Source organism: Pandoraea sp. ISTKB (genome assembly GCF_001721285.1).
Classification (GTDB): Bacteria; Pseudomonadota; Gammaproteobacteria; order Burkholderiales; family Burkholderiaceae; genus Pandoraea; species Pandoraea capi.
In genome coordinates this window covers 101,114-115,165 of the sequence record NZ_MAOS01000023.1, presented here as the reverse complement: position 1 = coordinate 115,165, position 14,052 = coordinate 101,114, and the positions used below count along the sequence as shown (strand labels likewise).

Below are 14,052 nucleotides of genomic sequence, written 5' to 3'. Positions count from 1 at the left end.
ACACATGTCCAACCGCAGTCCTGTCAACACCCGTGTGGCCGTGATCTTCGGCGGCGCCAACGACGAATACACCGTGTCGTGCAAGTCGGCCGCCAACGTCATCGCCGCACTCGATCCCGCGCGCTATCGCGTTACCCCCGTGCGCATCGATCCGACGGGCCAATGGATCGTCGGCGCCCCCATCGAGACGAATGGGCGCATCGATTTCACGTCGCTGCTCACGGCGACCCGCAACGCACTGCTCGGCGACTCGACCACCCGTGCCAGCAGCCTCGCGATGGCCCTTCCCGCACTCGGCGCTCAGGACGTTGTCTTCCCGGTGCTGCACGGCCCCTATGGCGAAGACGGTACCGTGCAAGGCCTGCTCGAACTGCTTGGCGTGCCTTACGTGGGCAGTGGCGTGTTCGCGAGCGCGGCCGGTATGGACAAGGTGCAGACCAAGCGCCTGCTGGCGTCGCAAGGCCATCGCGTCGCCGATGGCATCGTCGTCGAGGGACCGGACGACGTCGCCCGACAGCTCACCGACGACGTTCGCGACCGCCTCGGCCTGCCCGTCTTCGTCAAACCGGCGCGCAGCGGCTCCAGTGTCGGCGTGACGCGCGTGACCGACTGGGCCGAGGTGCATGACGCCCTCGCCGTGGCATTTCGCAGCGACGCCAAGGTGCTGATCGAGCAGGCCGTGCATGGCCGCGAGATCGACGTCGCCGTTCTCGAACATGCCGACGGCCGCCTCGAAGCCGGTCCGCCACTGGAAATCGTGCTTCACGGTCGTCAGTCCTTCTTTACGTTCGATGCCAAATACGAGAGCGGCGAATCGGAGTTCCGAATTCCGGCCGCGCTCTCCCCTGAAGACACGCAACGACTGCAAGACGCTGCCATCGACGCCTTTCGCACACTCGGTTGCCGGGGCATGCTGCGTGTCGACTTCTTTCTTCGACCACGCGCCGACGGCACGCTGGAGCCGGTCATCAACGAGGTCAACACGATTCCCGGTCTCACGGCGCTCTCGCAATTCCCGCAGATGTGGCAACGCAAAGGGCTGGCTTACGACGCACTCCTCTCGCACATGATCGACACGGCCGCTGCCAAAGCGCATCGCGCGTAGCCGCTCATCAAGCCTGAACGAACCGCAGATCGGCCAGGCGCGATGCCATCTGCGGATCGCTCGGCTGCTCGTACATCCGGGTGAACACTTCCGTGGCATCCTGCGCCGACTTCGTATTGCGCAGCGCGCTGAGCGTGCTGCTGTACGGCCCTTTCATCTCCTGCACGATGAACTCGGCAGCGTTAAGCGGGCTGCCGACGTCGTTGCCTGTCTTGGATGCGAGTGCTTTCAGCCCTTCGAGACGCGTGCCGCTCCACTGCCCCAGACCGAAGCCGCTGCGGTTGTCGTCGGCGTGGAATGCGCCATCGAGACCACGGAAGTGGTCGGTCTCGCCTTGCGAGATGTTGGCGTTCAGGCCAGCACTCTCGTGATACAGGCTCGCTACCATCCCTTCAGCGGCGTGCTGCGGAATGTCGAGCTTGTCCATGAAGTACTTGACGAGCGACTTGGCCATACCACGGCTCTCGTCTTCGCTCAGCGCACGCGTGCTCGCTTTGCCGCTCAACCCCGCCGCACCGCGCGAGCCGTCGTCGCCCGCGCCTTTGGTGCCGGACGTGGCCGAAGTATCCGGCGTGTCGTCCACATCGCTGTCGTCGTCGGTATCGTCGACATCGCTGTCGTCGTCCACATCCCCGCTACCGTCTACGTCGCTACCATCGTCAACGTCCCCATCGCCTCCGGCATCGACGTCGTCATTGCCCGCCGGCATGGCCAGACGCGTTTGCGGCGCCCCCGCACCGCCCACGGCAGACGGGCCGCCCTCGTCCGACGAATTCGACAGCGCGCGTTGCAGCAACACCATCATCTCCTGCATCAACTGTTTGATTTCCTCCTCGAGATGCGAGATGTCTTCGAGCGCGCCGGACAGGTCGTCATTCGAGAGCGGCGAGGTGGCAGCGTGGGCTGCCAACGAATTCACTGTAGTCATGGTCGTAGGCCTTGCGAGGCGAATTAGGAACGCGTTAGCCGAGGTGGCGCAGGAGGTTCGGAAGGAAACTTTCAAGCGACCTCCCTGTCCCGCCCGGCGATGGTGCGCCAGCGCCGTTGATTCACCAGCCGAAATCGGTACGAATGGCGAAAAAAGCGAATTTTGGATTGTGAATCTCAACTTATTTCGCTATTGCGCACAACGCTTCGCATAGGATTCCTAATCGTAAACCGCGGTATACAGAATCGATTTCATCAGCCCGCATCCGCTCTCGCCTGATCGCAGCGCTGTAGGAAACATAACCAGACCGGACAAATAACTGCCGGCAAAGCGCGAGATGCCTGTCCCGTCTCGCACGGAGTACCCGATGGTAAAACGCCTCACATCACACGCCACATCGACGCCACCCGCCCAGCCCACCGGGCCTGCCGCTACGGGAAGCGGCGCGCCGAGGGCCGTCACCGCTCAACCGGCATCGCGTCAGTTCGACGCGCCGGTGGCGACGCTTCCCGCACGCGACAAGTCAACGCCAGCTTCGGCGTCGGGTGACAAATCGCTGATCTCCCGCATGCAATCGAAGCTGTTCGCGCGCGCCGTGGTCATTCAGCCGGGCGTCACCGGCACGACGCTGACCCGTCATCGTCCCACGGGCCCGGCGGCCACCCCCGCCAAACTGCCCGGCGACCCCGACCTCAGTCCTGGCGCACTGCTCACGCTGGCGCAACAGATGCATGAAAGCCTGACGAAATCCGAGATCGAGGTGTGGACGCGGCCCGCGCCCTCGCCCGCTCGCCAGCGTCTGGTGCGCATGTTTCCGTTTCTGTCCGCCGGACCGACACGCAACATCGCACGACTCAATGTCCACCACGTCAACGATGTGGGCCGAGCGCCGTCCGGCAACGCGAAGCCGAGCACCACCGAACCGCACACGGGAACGGTGCCCGCCTCCGTCAAAACGCTCATCGAGCGTATCGACCGCTTGCAGGGGGAGCTGGATACCGCGCTGACCCATGTGAAAACGGCCGAGCAGGGACTGAGAACGGCAACGCAGGCGCATGATCGCCAGATTCGTCTGGGGACCGCGCCCGGCACGCCTGACCTCGTGACGACAGAGGCCGCAGTGACAGAAGCGCGCGCCGCGCTTGAGCGCGCCAATCTGCTTTGCGACGCGAGCGCCAATGCGCTGCACCGTACCCTGCATGGTCCCGAAGCCCTGATGATCGCCTCGATCAACTTCCACGAACAGGAGGCGCAGGCACACACGGCGTTCGCCCTCGATCGTATCGGTGACTTCTCCCGTCAGGTGGACCGATGCCGTCAGGAGACACCGGGGAAGCTAGACGACATCAAGGCCGCGATGCAGACCGGCAACGATGCCGTGCGTCACCTCATGACACTGGCGCAACAGGCCGACGAGGCACGTCAGCAGGCGGCAAGCGCGGAGGCGGAAGTGAATCGTCTGAGCGCAAAGCTCGCGAAGCTTCCGGGCGATCAGGCCCCGAATACCGGCGCAGCGCGACGCGGCCAGAACGACGGTGCGGACCCGTCGCTCCACGCCAGAACGCTGCTGCACCGGCTGCAAACGGCACAGGCGAGCTATGAGCGGGCAACGTCGGTCGTCGCGCGAATCGAGGCCGACCATGGCGATCTGGAGGCTGCCATCACGCAGAAGATGGGCGAACTCGAGACGCTCCTGTCGTCGCGCGGCGAGGTCGTGCGCGATGCGCATCACGCGGAACGTCTCGCGAGCCAGCTCGATGTGTTGCGGCAAGACACTCCCGCATTGAAGACACCGACCGGCAAACGACCGGATAGCCAGGACGCGATCCAGACACTTGGCGAGCATATCGCCCGGGTCGGCGCCGCCAACACGTCCCGGTTCCCGCCGGCGGTGCAGGCCAGAATCGCCCCGTTGCTCCAGGCGATGGCCGATCGGCTGCGCGCGCAGACATCCGTGCCGATGCCCGATCACGGCATCGCCGAAATCGTCTCCGACGCCCTTCACACCGTGCTCGGCGATGCCGCGAACGACGAACCCGCCGACGGCGAGTACGCTGTACGCGCCGAACGCACCTTGAGCGCCATGGCCACCCGGCCTGCCGCCTACTGGACACGCCCCGACGGCGCGTCCAACCAGACGGCAAGCGACGTCCACAACCTTTGCCGGGAACTGTCGCGGCTGCCGCGCGGCGCCGATCTGATCCATTGCCTGAGTGCGGACGGCGACGCCGCCCCGGACAAGGAAACGCGCACGGCACTGCGTGTGTTCTGGGCCGCCGACGCCGCCCGCACCCAAACCGGCGACGACGCGCCCGACGACGACGTCAAGGCGTGGCTCGGCAGTGCGTGCGAGGTGGCCGCCGCCAAACTCGCGGCACGCGGTGACACCGGCGCGGATGACACCGCCCGGCACGACGACGTCGCCCTCTCCGCCTATCACGCCGTACGCAACGGCTACACCAGCAACGCGGCGGACTCGCCATACGCCGTGCATAACGCGCGTATTCACAAGGCATCGGAAGACTGGGTCATGTACGCGAACGCCAGCGCGTCGCCACAGCCACGGCCCCGGGTGCCGGTGTGGGTCAAGCTATGGCGCAAGGTCTCGCCGCTCAGCGAAAAGACGCCGTTTCGCCCCGCCACGATCCGAAATGCGAATCACCTCAGCGAACGCATCGGTCTGAGCCATCCCACCCTCTCGCTCGACCGCGCCGTGCGCCGCAAGATCGAGACCGCCGAAGCGCAGACGGCACAGGCGCTCACACAGCCCTTGCCGCCCGAAGCCATCGAGACGGTGCTTGTCGCGAAGTGCATCGTGTCCCACCTCAAGCAACTGGAGACGAAGGGCGCGCACTTGTCCGAGGTCGCGCTCGGGCCTCACGATCTCGCCGACGTCAAACGACGCGTGCTACGCGCGCACAAAGCGGCGACGCCGACCGACGGCGCGCCTGCAGCCCCGAACAACAGGCCTCACACCGGAAGCAAGGCGCCCATGGTAGCGCTGCCTGCCGAGTACTTTGCATTGTTCGACGAGCGGCGCTCGGCTTACGAGGCGATGGAAACCATCAATCGATCGCTGACCGACCTCCTGCCGCCAGCCGCACCCGACGCCGGGGACACCGACAACCGTGCCGCGAACGCCAACGCCTCCGGCAAGCGCGACAGCGCCGCCCTCGAAAAGGCAGCACTCGATTACGTGCGCACCGGCAAACTGGCCGACAAGACCGGCGTCGAGATGCTGCTCAGCAGCTACGTCGAAGACTTTCGCACCGGCCACCGCATCCGTGTCGCGGGCGGTGGCACGCTCGGCGGCGGATTGCCGAAGCTGCCCGTCGTCGTGTCGCCCTCGGTCGTCACCCCGGTGTTCAGCGCCGAGGCATCGGTCTCACGCGAGGCGTCGTTGCAGATCGCGATGAACACGCTGAGTCTCGAAGTCTCCATCGGCCAGGTGCAGACCAAAGCCGCAGAAACGACCGTCGGCGCGGCCATTGGCGGCGCGATCGGCGGCCCTGTGTCGGCGCAAGGCGCCATCACGGCCAAATTCGCGACGTCGCGCACCCGCACGCAGGCAACTGTGTTGCGTGAACCCCGTACGCCCAAGAACGACGACAAGACACGCAACGAGATGCTCGATGTGATCCACAGCACCCTGCAATGGGACACGCTCAAGCCCGAGCGGGGGCCGTCGTTCGCGAGCCCGCTCGAAGCGATCTTCGCGCGGCATCCCACGATCTCCATCGTCGAACTGCTCGAACGCGGCCGCTCGGACACCACGACCGTACGTGCTGCGGCCACGCTCCCCGGCATCAAGCGCAAGTCGGGAGAGATGGCCACGCAGACTGCCGGGCTCGAATTCTCGATTGCCGGCGAACACGACAAGGCCCGCTCGCACCGCACGGAAGCCGGCGGCGGCGTGCAGATCAATGCGATGGGGGTGAACGCGCAGCAGCGTGTCACCGTCGGCGCCACGGCAGCCTTTTCGCCCATTGCCAATCAGACCGCCAAGCTCAACGAACACGGCGCTTCGGCGCCCACCCAATCGCTGCCGCTGGGCATTTCGATGACCCGCGACGTGTACTGGCACATGGACCGCAAGGACATCAGCGCCTTTCAGGTCGACGGCAAGTTCGACGCCGATCTCGATCGCTATCACGCGACGGCGCGCGACATGCTGACCGAAATTTCGGCGAACCGGGAAAGCTGGCTGCGTCAGGCTGTCTCGAAGATGACGGCCGACGAGAGCGGCGAGAAGAATACGCCGATGAATCGCATGCGCGCAGCGGCGCAGTTGGAAGCCTTCGAGTCGGCCGTGCGCGAGATCGACCGGACCAACAAGCTCTGCCACTTCCAGATCAACTACAGTCTCTCGCCACACATCGGCCCGTGGATCGACAACCTGCGAGCGCTCGCCCAACAGGCGGACTCACGCGGCGACCACGAGGCGGCCAACCGGGCGCGTAACGATATCGACGCCGTGCTGCAAATGCCGGGTGCCTGGCACGCCACCCGTCTGGCGGTACGCAAACGCGTGAAGGATCAACAGGCGCTGGGCGTGCGAACGTTCATTCGTATGCAAACCACCCGCACGGCAGAGGGTCAGCAAACGCTCGCGCAATTCCCTGCGCCGTGATCGCACATTGTCCTTTCATGCCGAGTGGGTCCGACATTGACCGGGGCAGGATCCGAAGACCGCGAATCTTGTCGGCTCGACAGCCCGGCGATGCCGTCAACGCGTCGCCGGGGCTGTCGTCGCGCCCCCGGCATCGCCCGTACCCACCGTACCTGTCGGTGTCGAGAGGTTCTGCATCAGTTCCGAGAAGCCGTGCAGATGTAGCGCGTCGCGCACCTGATCCGCGACGGCCAGCGTCATGGTCGCGAGCATCAGAACCCCGATGAAGCCGCGCACGGGCTGACTGAGCGACGACGGTTCCAGCTTCCCCGCCGCGCGCGCCACGATCCCGAGTCCGACATCCACCAACACCAGCGCCAGCATGATCGGCGTAGCCAGACGCACCGCCGTATCCGTCACCCCGCCGCCGGTCGTGATCGCCAGTTCAATGGCGCGCGTCTGGAAGTCCGGCAGCGTAGACGCCAGCGGCCACCAGTGAAACGACGAAAACACCACGCCCAGCACCACCGGCATGCCGCCCGCTACGTAAAAGAGCGTGCTGGCCAGTTGCAACAACAGGTTCGACACCGGCGTGCTCTGATCGCCCTGCTGCGGGTTGGTCATCTGCACGTTGTTGAAGCCGGTCAGGTCGTCGATGATCACGCCCGCGCTCTGCGCGATCCAGAAGATCGACGCGCTCGCATAGCCGATCAGCAAGCCAATCAGGCTCTCCTTGAGCGTGAGCATCAGGAGCATGCCGGCGGACAGGCCATCGAAGTCGGCAGGCGACTGCCCGGCCGCAATGAACCCCGTCAGCAAATAGACGATGCCCGCACGCGCCAACCCGGGAATGGCCTGCGAGCCGGTCGGCGGCAGCACGAGAAAGAGCACCAGCACGCGGATGCTCGACAGCGCGATCATGTACAGCAGGCCCTCCACATTCGAATGCAGCCCCTGGAGCGCGTTGAAGAAGGAGGTCAGATCGAGCATGGGGACGATGTGAAATGGCGGAGTCGTTGCGGATGAATTGAGGACAAGTCGCGTGAGCGCCGATCAGGTGCGGGAGGTTCTCGCACGTTGGCGGGCGCGATAGATGCGAGCTGCGGCCACCTCGCCGCTCTCGTCGTCCATCGCCATTTCTGCGGCGAGCGCGGCTTCACGCACCAGTGCGTCGCGCGCCTCGACGCAGGCGTCTCGCGACGCTTCGGCACGCCGCAGCCCCTGCTGCGCTTCGGTCACCCCCGCTTGCGCCGCCGCAACACGATCCTGCGCATGCACGCATTGCTGCTCGGCCTGTCCGAGCATCGCGACCTGATCCTTGAGACGAAGGTCATGACGCAGCCAGTCTTCCGGCGAGAACACGGGGTTATCGTGAATCGACTGCGCCCACACGGCCTGCGTGTTCTCCAGCCGGGCTTGCGCGGCGTCGCGCTGCGCCTCGGCGTCGGCGGCCATCTGCTGCGCGTTCGTCAGCACGGCGGACGCCTCCGCCACCGCCGTCTGCGCGCGCTCACAGTGACGCGTCTTCACCCGTACGACCGTCGACCAGGCACGCAGACTGGCGGCCATGACTTAAGCCCCGTAGGCGTATTGCGCGATGGTCCCGAGCGTCTCTTCGAACGGCGTGAGGTCGTCGACCCGTTGCCCGAGAAACGCTTCGAGCGCATCGTGATGCGCCAGCGCTTCATCACTGAGCGGATCGGCGCCGGCGGCATACTCGCCGACCTGCAACAACGTTTCGATCTCGTTGTAGCGCGCGAGCAGCTTGCGCATGTGCCCGGCGCCCGTCTGGTGGTCGGGATGCGCCACCAGCGACATCACCCGGCTCAGACTGTTCAGGATGTCGATCGCCGGATAGCGATTTCGCGCCGCGATGTCGCGCGACAGAATCAGGTGGCCGTCGAGAATACCCCGGACTTCCTCCGTCACCGGGTCGCTGCCGGACTCGTCTTCCGCCAGCACGGTGTATAGCGCGGTGATCGAGCCGGTACTCCCCATGCCGGCGCGTTCGAGCAGACGCGGCAACTCGGCAAAGATCGACGGCGGATAGCCGCGCCGGGTCGGCGGCTCCCCCGCCGCCAGACCGATTTCGCGCTGGGCACGCGCGAAGCGGGTGAGCGAATCCATCATCATCAGCACGCGCAGCCCACGGTCGCGGAAGTATTCGGCAACGGCAGTCCCCACGTAAGCGGCTTTCGCCCGCTCGATGGACGAGCGATCCGACGTCGCGCACACGACCACCGAGCGGCGCATTCCTTCGGGGCCCAACGTCAACTCAATGAATTCGCGGACTTCACGGCCCCGCTCGCCGATCAGCACGATCACGTTGATATCGGCATCGGTGCCGCGCGCGAGCATGCCGAGCAACGTACTTTTACCCACGCCGGCGGGTGCGAAGATCCCCACGCGCTGGCCTTCGCCGAAGGTGGTCAGGCCGTCGATGGCACGCACGCCGGTCACGATGGGGGTGTCGATCATGCGCCGGTGCATCGGGTCCGGGGCGTTGGCGTGGATGGAGATCGACTCCGTCACGCGCAAGGGGCCGAGTCCGTCGATAGGCTCGCCCAGTCCATCGATCACGCGGCCCAGCAATGCATCGCCCACGCCCACGGACAGGGGCTTGCCCGTGCCCGCGACACGGGTTTCGCGCGACAGGCCGATCATGTTGCCGAACGGCGCAAGCAACAGCCGGTCGCGGCTGAAGCCGACGACTTCGGCCCGCTGGCGCACGGTGCCGTCCTTATCGAGCAAGGTGCAGAGTTCGCCGAGGCAGGCGTCGAGCCCGGTGACCTGAATCAGCGTGCCCGTGACCTCCGCGATCTTGCCGTAGCGTCTGCCGAACGGCAGCGCGTCGACGGCATCGCCGAACCAGCGGTCGATGGACGGGGCTTCGGGAGCGCGGCGCACCTCGTTCATGCGTCGTATGACTCCGCATAGGTGTCGGCGGGATCGCCGGCGTCGCTGATGTCGCTAACGTCAACGGCATCGATGGAATCGGCGGACTCGGCGACCGCCATGCGTTCGACCGCATGACCGAGCGCTTGCTGCAAGGCATCGAGCTGCATCGACAGGCTGGCGTCGAGCATGCCGTCATCCCACTCGCACCGGCAATCGCCGGGTTGCGCGCCGTCGTCCGGCACGACGTCGAAGCCGCCACGCCAATCCGTTGCCGCGCTCATCTCGAGGAGCGCGGTCCGTGCGAGTTCAACGTCGTCGGGATGCACGCGCAGCACCAGATGTGTCTGCGCATCGATCATGCGATGCAATGTCGCCACCACCGTGCGCAAGCGCGCTTCGCGCCCGGCGTCGCCCACCATCTGTTCGACGGCACGGCACACGACACCGGCCAGGCGCTCGCCCATCTGCTGCATCGTCGCCCGGCGATCTTCGACACGCGCCTGCATCGAAGCATGTGCCGCCGCGATTCCCTGCGCGAAGCCCGCCTCGTGCCCGGCCGCCTCGGCCTGCGCATAACGCTCGCGGGCCTCGTCGTCGATCTGTGCGGCGAGCGCCGTAGCGTTCGAGACGAGCGCCTCCGCCGCCTGACGTGCGTCGTCGAGCAACGCCTGTGCCTGTGCCAGTGCGGCGTCGAGATCCATCACGCTCGCGACCTGTTCGCGACGCAACACGCGCTGACGCAGCCCGATACGGGGCGTGTCAGGAGACGGAGCGTTCAACCAGACGATCATACGAATTCGGGTAGCAGTGAAGGCAGGTCGGTAAAGAATCGAGCAGTCTCGCGGGCGAGTTCCGTATCGGCGTCGAGCGTGCCCGACGGCAACGGGCCAGCCCCGTCCAGACGCCATGAGAGCAAGCGCAGCAGTGACGGGTCGTCGATGCCACCCGGATGGCACAGGCGCGACAGGCCGTCGACGATCAGCGTTTGCGCCGTCAGGTCGACAGGCCATGCCGGTTCGACCGCGCCATGCACCGGTGCGATGGCCAACAGACGAGTGAAGGCCTCGTGACCCACGGCGTTACGCAACGTCACGAGCCGGTCCCGGTCCACGCAACGCCGCACCTGCGCGCCGCGCGCGTACAACGCACGCATCGCCAGCGCCCGCGAAAGTCGCACGTCATCGGCGACGGCAAGTCGTGCGGCGGGCGAAAGGAACGTCGCCGACGACACGGTCGTTAGCGCAGCAGCACTCCGCCACGCGCCAGCGCCCTGCGATGCCACGTCCGAAACCCCGGATAGGGCGCGTCCGGCGATCTCCCGCAAGCGTTGCTCGAAATGCCGCAGCGCATCCAACAACACCTCGATCGGGACATCCGGAGTCATCACACTGGCGCCGCCGGGGGCACGTTGCCCGATCATGACGGCGCAGAAGCACCTGAGGTGCCTTCGATATCCTCCGGCGTGGCGGCGTCTGCACCGGCGGCCCGCTTCGCACCGAATCTGCCGCCGAGCAACCCGGCGATACGATGGCGCAGCACGAACCCGACTACGCCGAGGCCCGCCAGCACGACACCCGCCAATGCCGCGAGCGCCCACGTGGGGAAGGCCCCCGTGTCGCGACGGCGCACATTGCCTGCATTCGCCGTGGCCGCGGGCACAAACGTCACGCTGACGTTCTCATACGTCAGCCCTTCGACGCTGTGCATCACCAGATTCTTGATGTTGGGCGTGAGCGACGCGACATCGGTATTCGGTCGATACGTAATGAAGACCGCGGCGGACGAGGGTTTGACGACCGTCGAGAGCGGGTCATTGTTCGGCAGCACGATCTGCACGCTCGCATAGGACACCCCGTCGATTCGCGAGAGCATGGCCGACAGTTGCTGCGACACGCCGTAGATAAACCGCACCCGCTCTTCCGTCGGCGTGGAAATCAGGCCGTCCTTCTTGAACATCTCGCCGAGGTTGGCGTACTTGTCGTGCGGCAAACCGTGCGCGTGCAGCACCTGCACGGCCGCGGCGAAGTCTTCGTCCGCCACGCTCACGGTCCAGGACTTGCCGTTGTCCGGCGATTGTTTGTCCGAGCGAATGCCCTGCTCGTAGAGCACCGTGAGCATGTCGTCGGCGTCGCTCTCGCTCAACTGCGAATACAACTGTTTGTTGCATCCCGCGAGCAACAGCACCAGCGCTAACGCCAGCACCTTCCACTTCAGGCGCCCACGGGGCGCAACGGCTTGGGTCATGTCACTGGTTCTTCATCAGGTTCTGCACGGCCCCTTTGCCGCCCTGCGCGAAGCCCACCCCCAACTCGATGCGCGCCATCGTCTCGGCCATTTCGAATTGCAGACGCACCATGTTCGCCGTCAGTTCGCGCGTATCCATCTCACCGGCCTCGGCCTGAAAGTGGGCAACGTCGGCGGACACACGGTTCACCGCATCGTCCTGACTCGCCACCATCTGCGCGGCGACCGAGGTGTGCGCGCCCCCTACGTTACCGGGACGTTCGAGCGCCGCATTCGCCATCGACTGACGAAAGCGCGCTTCCATCTCGGCGGACGCCGGTGGCGGCATCGACGCTGCGGGCCCGGTGCCCGACGGGGCGACGGGCATGGCCCCCGGGCCGACGGCCGAGACAGCACTTTGTGCGGCCAATGCGGCAACGGGTGCAACCGGCTTCACAGGCACGATAGCCATGGACTCCCTCGCTCGGCGCGATCAGGCGCGCATGAAATGCATGGTGGCGAACGGCGACACGTCGCCGGTCGTGGTCGCCGACGGCTCGGCTTCCTTGCGCTTGCCCATGAGCAGGCTCACGAGGTTGACCGACTCCTGATCCTCGTTGCGCGCGAGGACTTCGTTGGCATAGATGCGCCACGACGGGTCGCGCAGCGAGAACAGGCAGATGGCCGTGAGTGCGCTCACATAGGCGCCGTACGGCGAGCGAAGCGGCTGGTTCTCCAGCTCGCGCAGCAATTGCGTCGCTTCGGTGTACTTCTTGCGCCCCATCAGCAGCCAGACGTCATACACGTGCAGTTCGCGAAAGCGCGGGCGCATCACATGCAGCGCCGCGAGCAGGCGCTCGGCTTCGTTGAGGTATTCCTTGTTGACGCTCGTCACGAGCAGTTCGATAAGACCGGATACCAGATTATCCGGACAGGACGTCAGTTCGAGCACGCTCGCCTCCGTGGGTGGTTACCGCGCCGACGTCACACGCGCATCGTGACCGTCAGCCATATGCCACCCACGATAGCCGTGCCACCCGTGAGGCCACGTAGCGCAATGCGAACTATCGTCGCCCGGTGCGAACGCCCATCCCCCGGGGCACAAATCCTCACTTTCCCTTACCGGGCGCTTCGCGGAGCGCATCGCGACTTCGCATTGCGTTCCAGTCACACGCAAGGCATCGACCAACATCGTGCCCATGTCCGATGAAAAAACCGAACAGCCCACAGAAAAGAAGCTAGAGCAGGCGAAGAAGGACGGGGAGTCGCCCAAGAGCACCGACCTGCCTGCCGCCCTGCTCTTTCTCGCGGGCGCTGCCGTGCTCGACTTCGCCCCCGGCTTTCAGGGCGATCACTTGCGCCAGATGTTCGTGATTGCGTTCGACGTCGGTCATGTCGGATCCCAAAGCTACGACATCTTCGATGCCATGCGCGTCATCGGCATTCAGGCCGCCTGGGTCCTCCTGCCCATGCTCGCCCTCGCCTTTCTCGTGCCCGTCATCGGGCTGGTATCGCAGGTCGGCGTCAACATTACCTTCAAGCCGCTCACGCCGAAATTCGACGCGATCAATCCGGGCGCCGGCCTCAAGCGCATGTTCTCGCTACGCTCCTTCATCGACCTGATCAAGATGACGATCAAGGCGGTGGTGCTCGTTGCCGTGCTCTACAAGGTGACGTGGCTGCTCATGCCCGCCGCCGCCGGACTGGTTTATCAGTCGACGTTCGCCGCCGCAAGCATCGCCTGGACGCTGCTATGCCGCTTCATGGCCATCGGCGGTTTTGTCACGCTGCTGCTCGGCGTTGCCGATTACGGCATCCAGCGCTGGCTGTTCATTCGCGATCACCGCATGACCAAGGATGAGGTCAAACGCGAGAGCAAGGAGTCCGAAGGAGACCCGGAGATCAAGCAAAAGCGCAAGGCGTTCGCCAAGGAGCTGCTCAACGAGCCGCCGAAGGCCTCGCTGTCGCAAGCGAACGCGCTCGTGGTGAATCCGACGCATTACGCCGTGGCGATTCGTTATGCCCCCGAAGAACACGGGTTGCCGCGCGTGATCGCCAAGGGGCTCGACGACGACGCGCTGCGCATGCGCGCCCATGCCGAAGCCATCGGCCTGCCGATCGTGCCCGCGCCGCCGCTCGCGCGTGCGCTCTATGAAGTTCCGCTGGGAGACGCCGTGCCGGACCCGCTGTTCGACGCCGTCGCCGAAGTCCTGATCTGGGTCAGCCAGCTACCGCAGCCCGGTGGCTCGGGTCTGCTCGCCTGAGGTTCACGCCGCAGAGGTTCAAGCC

General features: G+C 65.6%; 12 protein-coding genes. 3 read left to right on the top strand and 9 right to left on the bottom strand.

From position 1 onward, the window contains the following. The first annotated feature begins 4 nt into the window (after window positions 1-4). On the top strand, window positions 5-1,105 hold the full coding sequence (locus tag A9762_RS06515; protein ID WP_069341239.1) for a D-alanine--D-alanine ligase family protein: 1,101 nt from the start codon (window positions 5-7) through the stop codon (window positions 1,103-1,105). 7 nt (window positions 1,106-1,112) lie between these two features. On the opposite strand, the gene A9762_RS06510 is transcribed toward A9762_RS06515, so the two are convergent. Further along, window positions 1,113-2,033: a phage tail tip lysozyme gene (locus A9762_RS06510; RefSeq protein WP_139133118.1), complete on the bottom strand. Its 921-nt coding sequence runs from the start codon at window positions 2,031-2,033 to the stop codon at window positions 1,113-1,115. A gap of 367 nt (window positions 2,034-2,400) precedes the next feature. Between A9762_RS06510 and A9762_RS06505 the strand changes: the two genes are divergently transcribed. Next, window positions 2,401-6,663, top strand: a complete 4,263-nt coding sequence (locus A9762_RS06505) for a hypothetical protein (protein ID WP_139133117.1) — start codon at window positions 2,401-2,403, stop codon at window positions 6,661-6,663. Window positions 6,664-6,759: 96 nt separating this feature from the next. Here A9762_RS06505 and sctT read toward each other — a convergent pair whose 3' ends face one another. The 8 genes from sctT to A9762_RS06465 form a co-directional block, all read right to left on the bottom strand. Next, on the bottom strand, window positions 6,760-7,632 hold the full coding sequence (gene sctT, locus A9762_RS06500) for a type III secretion system export apparatus subunit SctT (protein WP_069341212.1): 873 nt from the start codon (window positions 7,630-7,632) through the stop codon (window positions 6,760-6,762). 63 nt (window positions 7,633-7,695) lie between these two features. After that, entirely contained in the window at window positions 7,696-8,211 is a 516-nt protein-coding gene (locus A9762_RS06495) for a hypothetical protein (protein WP_069341211.1), read from the bottom strand. Between the two features lie 3 nt (window positions 8,212-8,214). After that, entirely contained in the window at window positions 8,215-9,558 is a 1,344-nt protein-coding gene (gene sctN, locus A9762_RS06490) for a type III secretion system ATPase SctN (RefSeq protein ID WP_083253685.1), read from the bottom strand. Next, window positions 9,555-10,331 (bottom strand): type III secretion system stator protein SctL, encoded by a 777-nt coding sequence (gene sctL / locus A9762_RS06485; RefSeq protein WP_069341210.1) that lies wholly within the window; start codon window positions 10,329-10,331, stop codon window positions 9,555-9,557. The genes sctN and sctL overlap by 4 nt, the downstream gene beginning before the upstream one ends. After that, window positions 10,328-10,960, bottom strand: a complete 633-nt coding sequence (locus A9762_RS06480; protein WP_069341209.1) for a type III secretion protein HrpB4 — start codon at window positions 10,958-10,960, stop codon at window positions 10,328-10,330. The genes sctL and A9762_RS06480 overlap by 4 nt, the downstream gene beginning before the upstream one ends. Then, a complete protein-coding gene (gene sctJ / locus A9762_RS06475) occupies window positions 10,957-11,784 on the bottom strand; it encodes a type III secretion system inner membrane ring lipoprotein SctJ (RefSeq protein ID WP_069341208.1) in 828 nt (275 codons plus the stop codon). The genes A9762_RS06480 and sctJ overlap by 4 nt, the downstream gene beginning before the upstream one ends. 1 nt (window position 11,785) lies before the next feature. Next, window positions 11,786-12,235: a hypothetical protein gene (locus A9762_RS06470; protein ID WP_069341207.1), complete on the bottom strand. Its 450-nt coding sequence runs from the start codon at window positions 12,233-12,235 to the stop codon at window positions 11,786-11,788. Window positions 12,236-12,256: 21 nt separating this feature from the next. Then, window positions 12,257-12,715 (bottom strand): HrpB1 family type III secretion system apparatus protein, encoded by a 459-nt coding sequence (locus A9762_RS06465; protein WP_069341206.1) that lies wholly within the window; start codon window positions 12,713-12,715, stop codon window positions 12,257-12,259. A gap of 247 nt (window positions 12,716-12,962) precedes the next feature. Between A9762_RS06465 and sctU the strand changes: the two genes are divergently transcribed. Beyond that, on the top strand, window positions 12,963-14,027 hold the full coding sequence (sctU, locus tag A9762_RS06460) for a type III secretion system export apparatus subunit SctU (protein ID WP_069341205.1): 1,065 nt from the start codon (window positions 12,963-12,965) through the stop codon (window positions 14,025-14,027). Window positions 14,028-14,052: the final 25 nt, after the last annotated feature.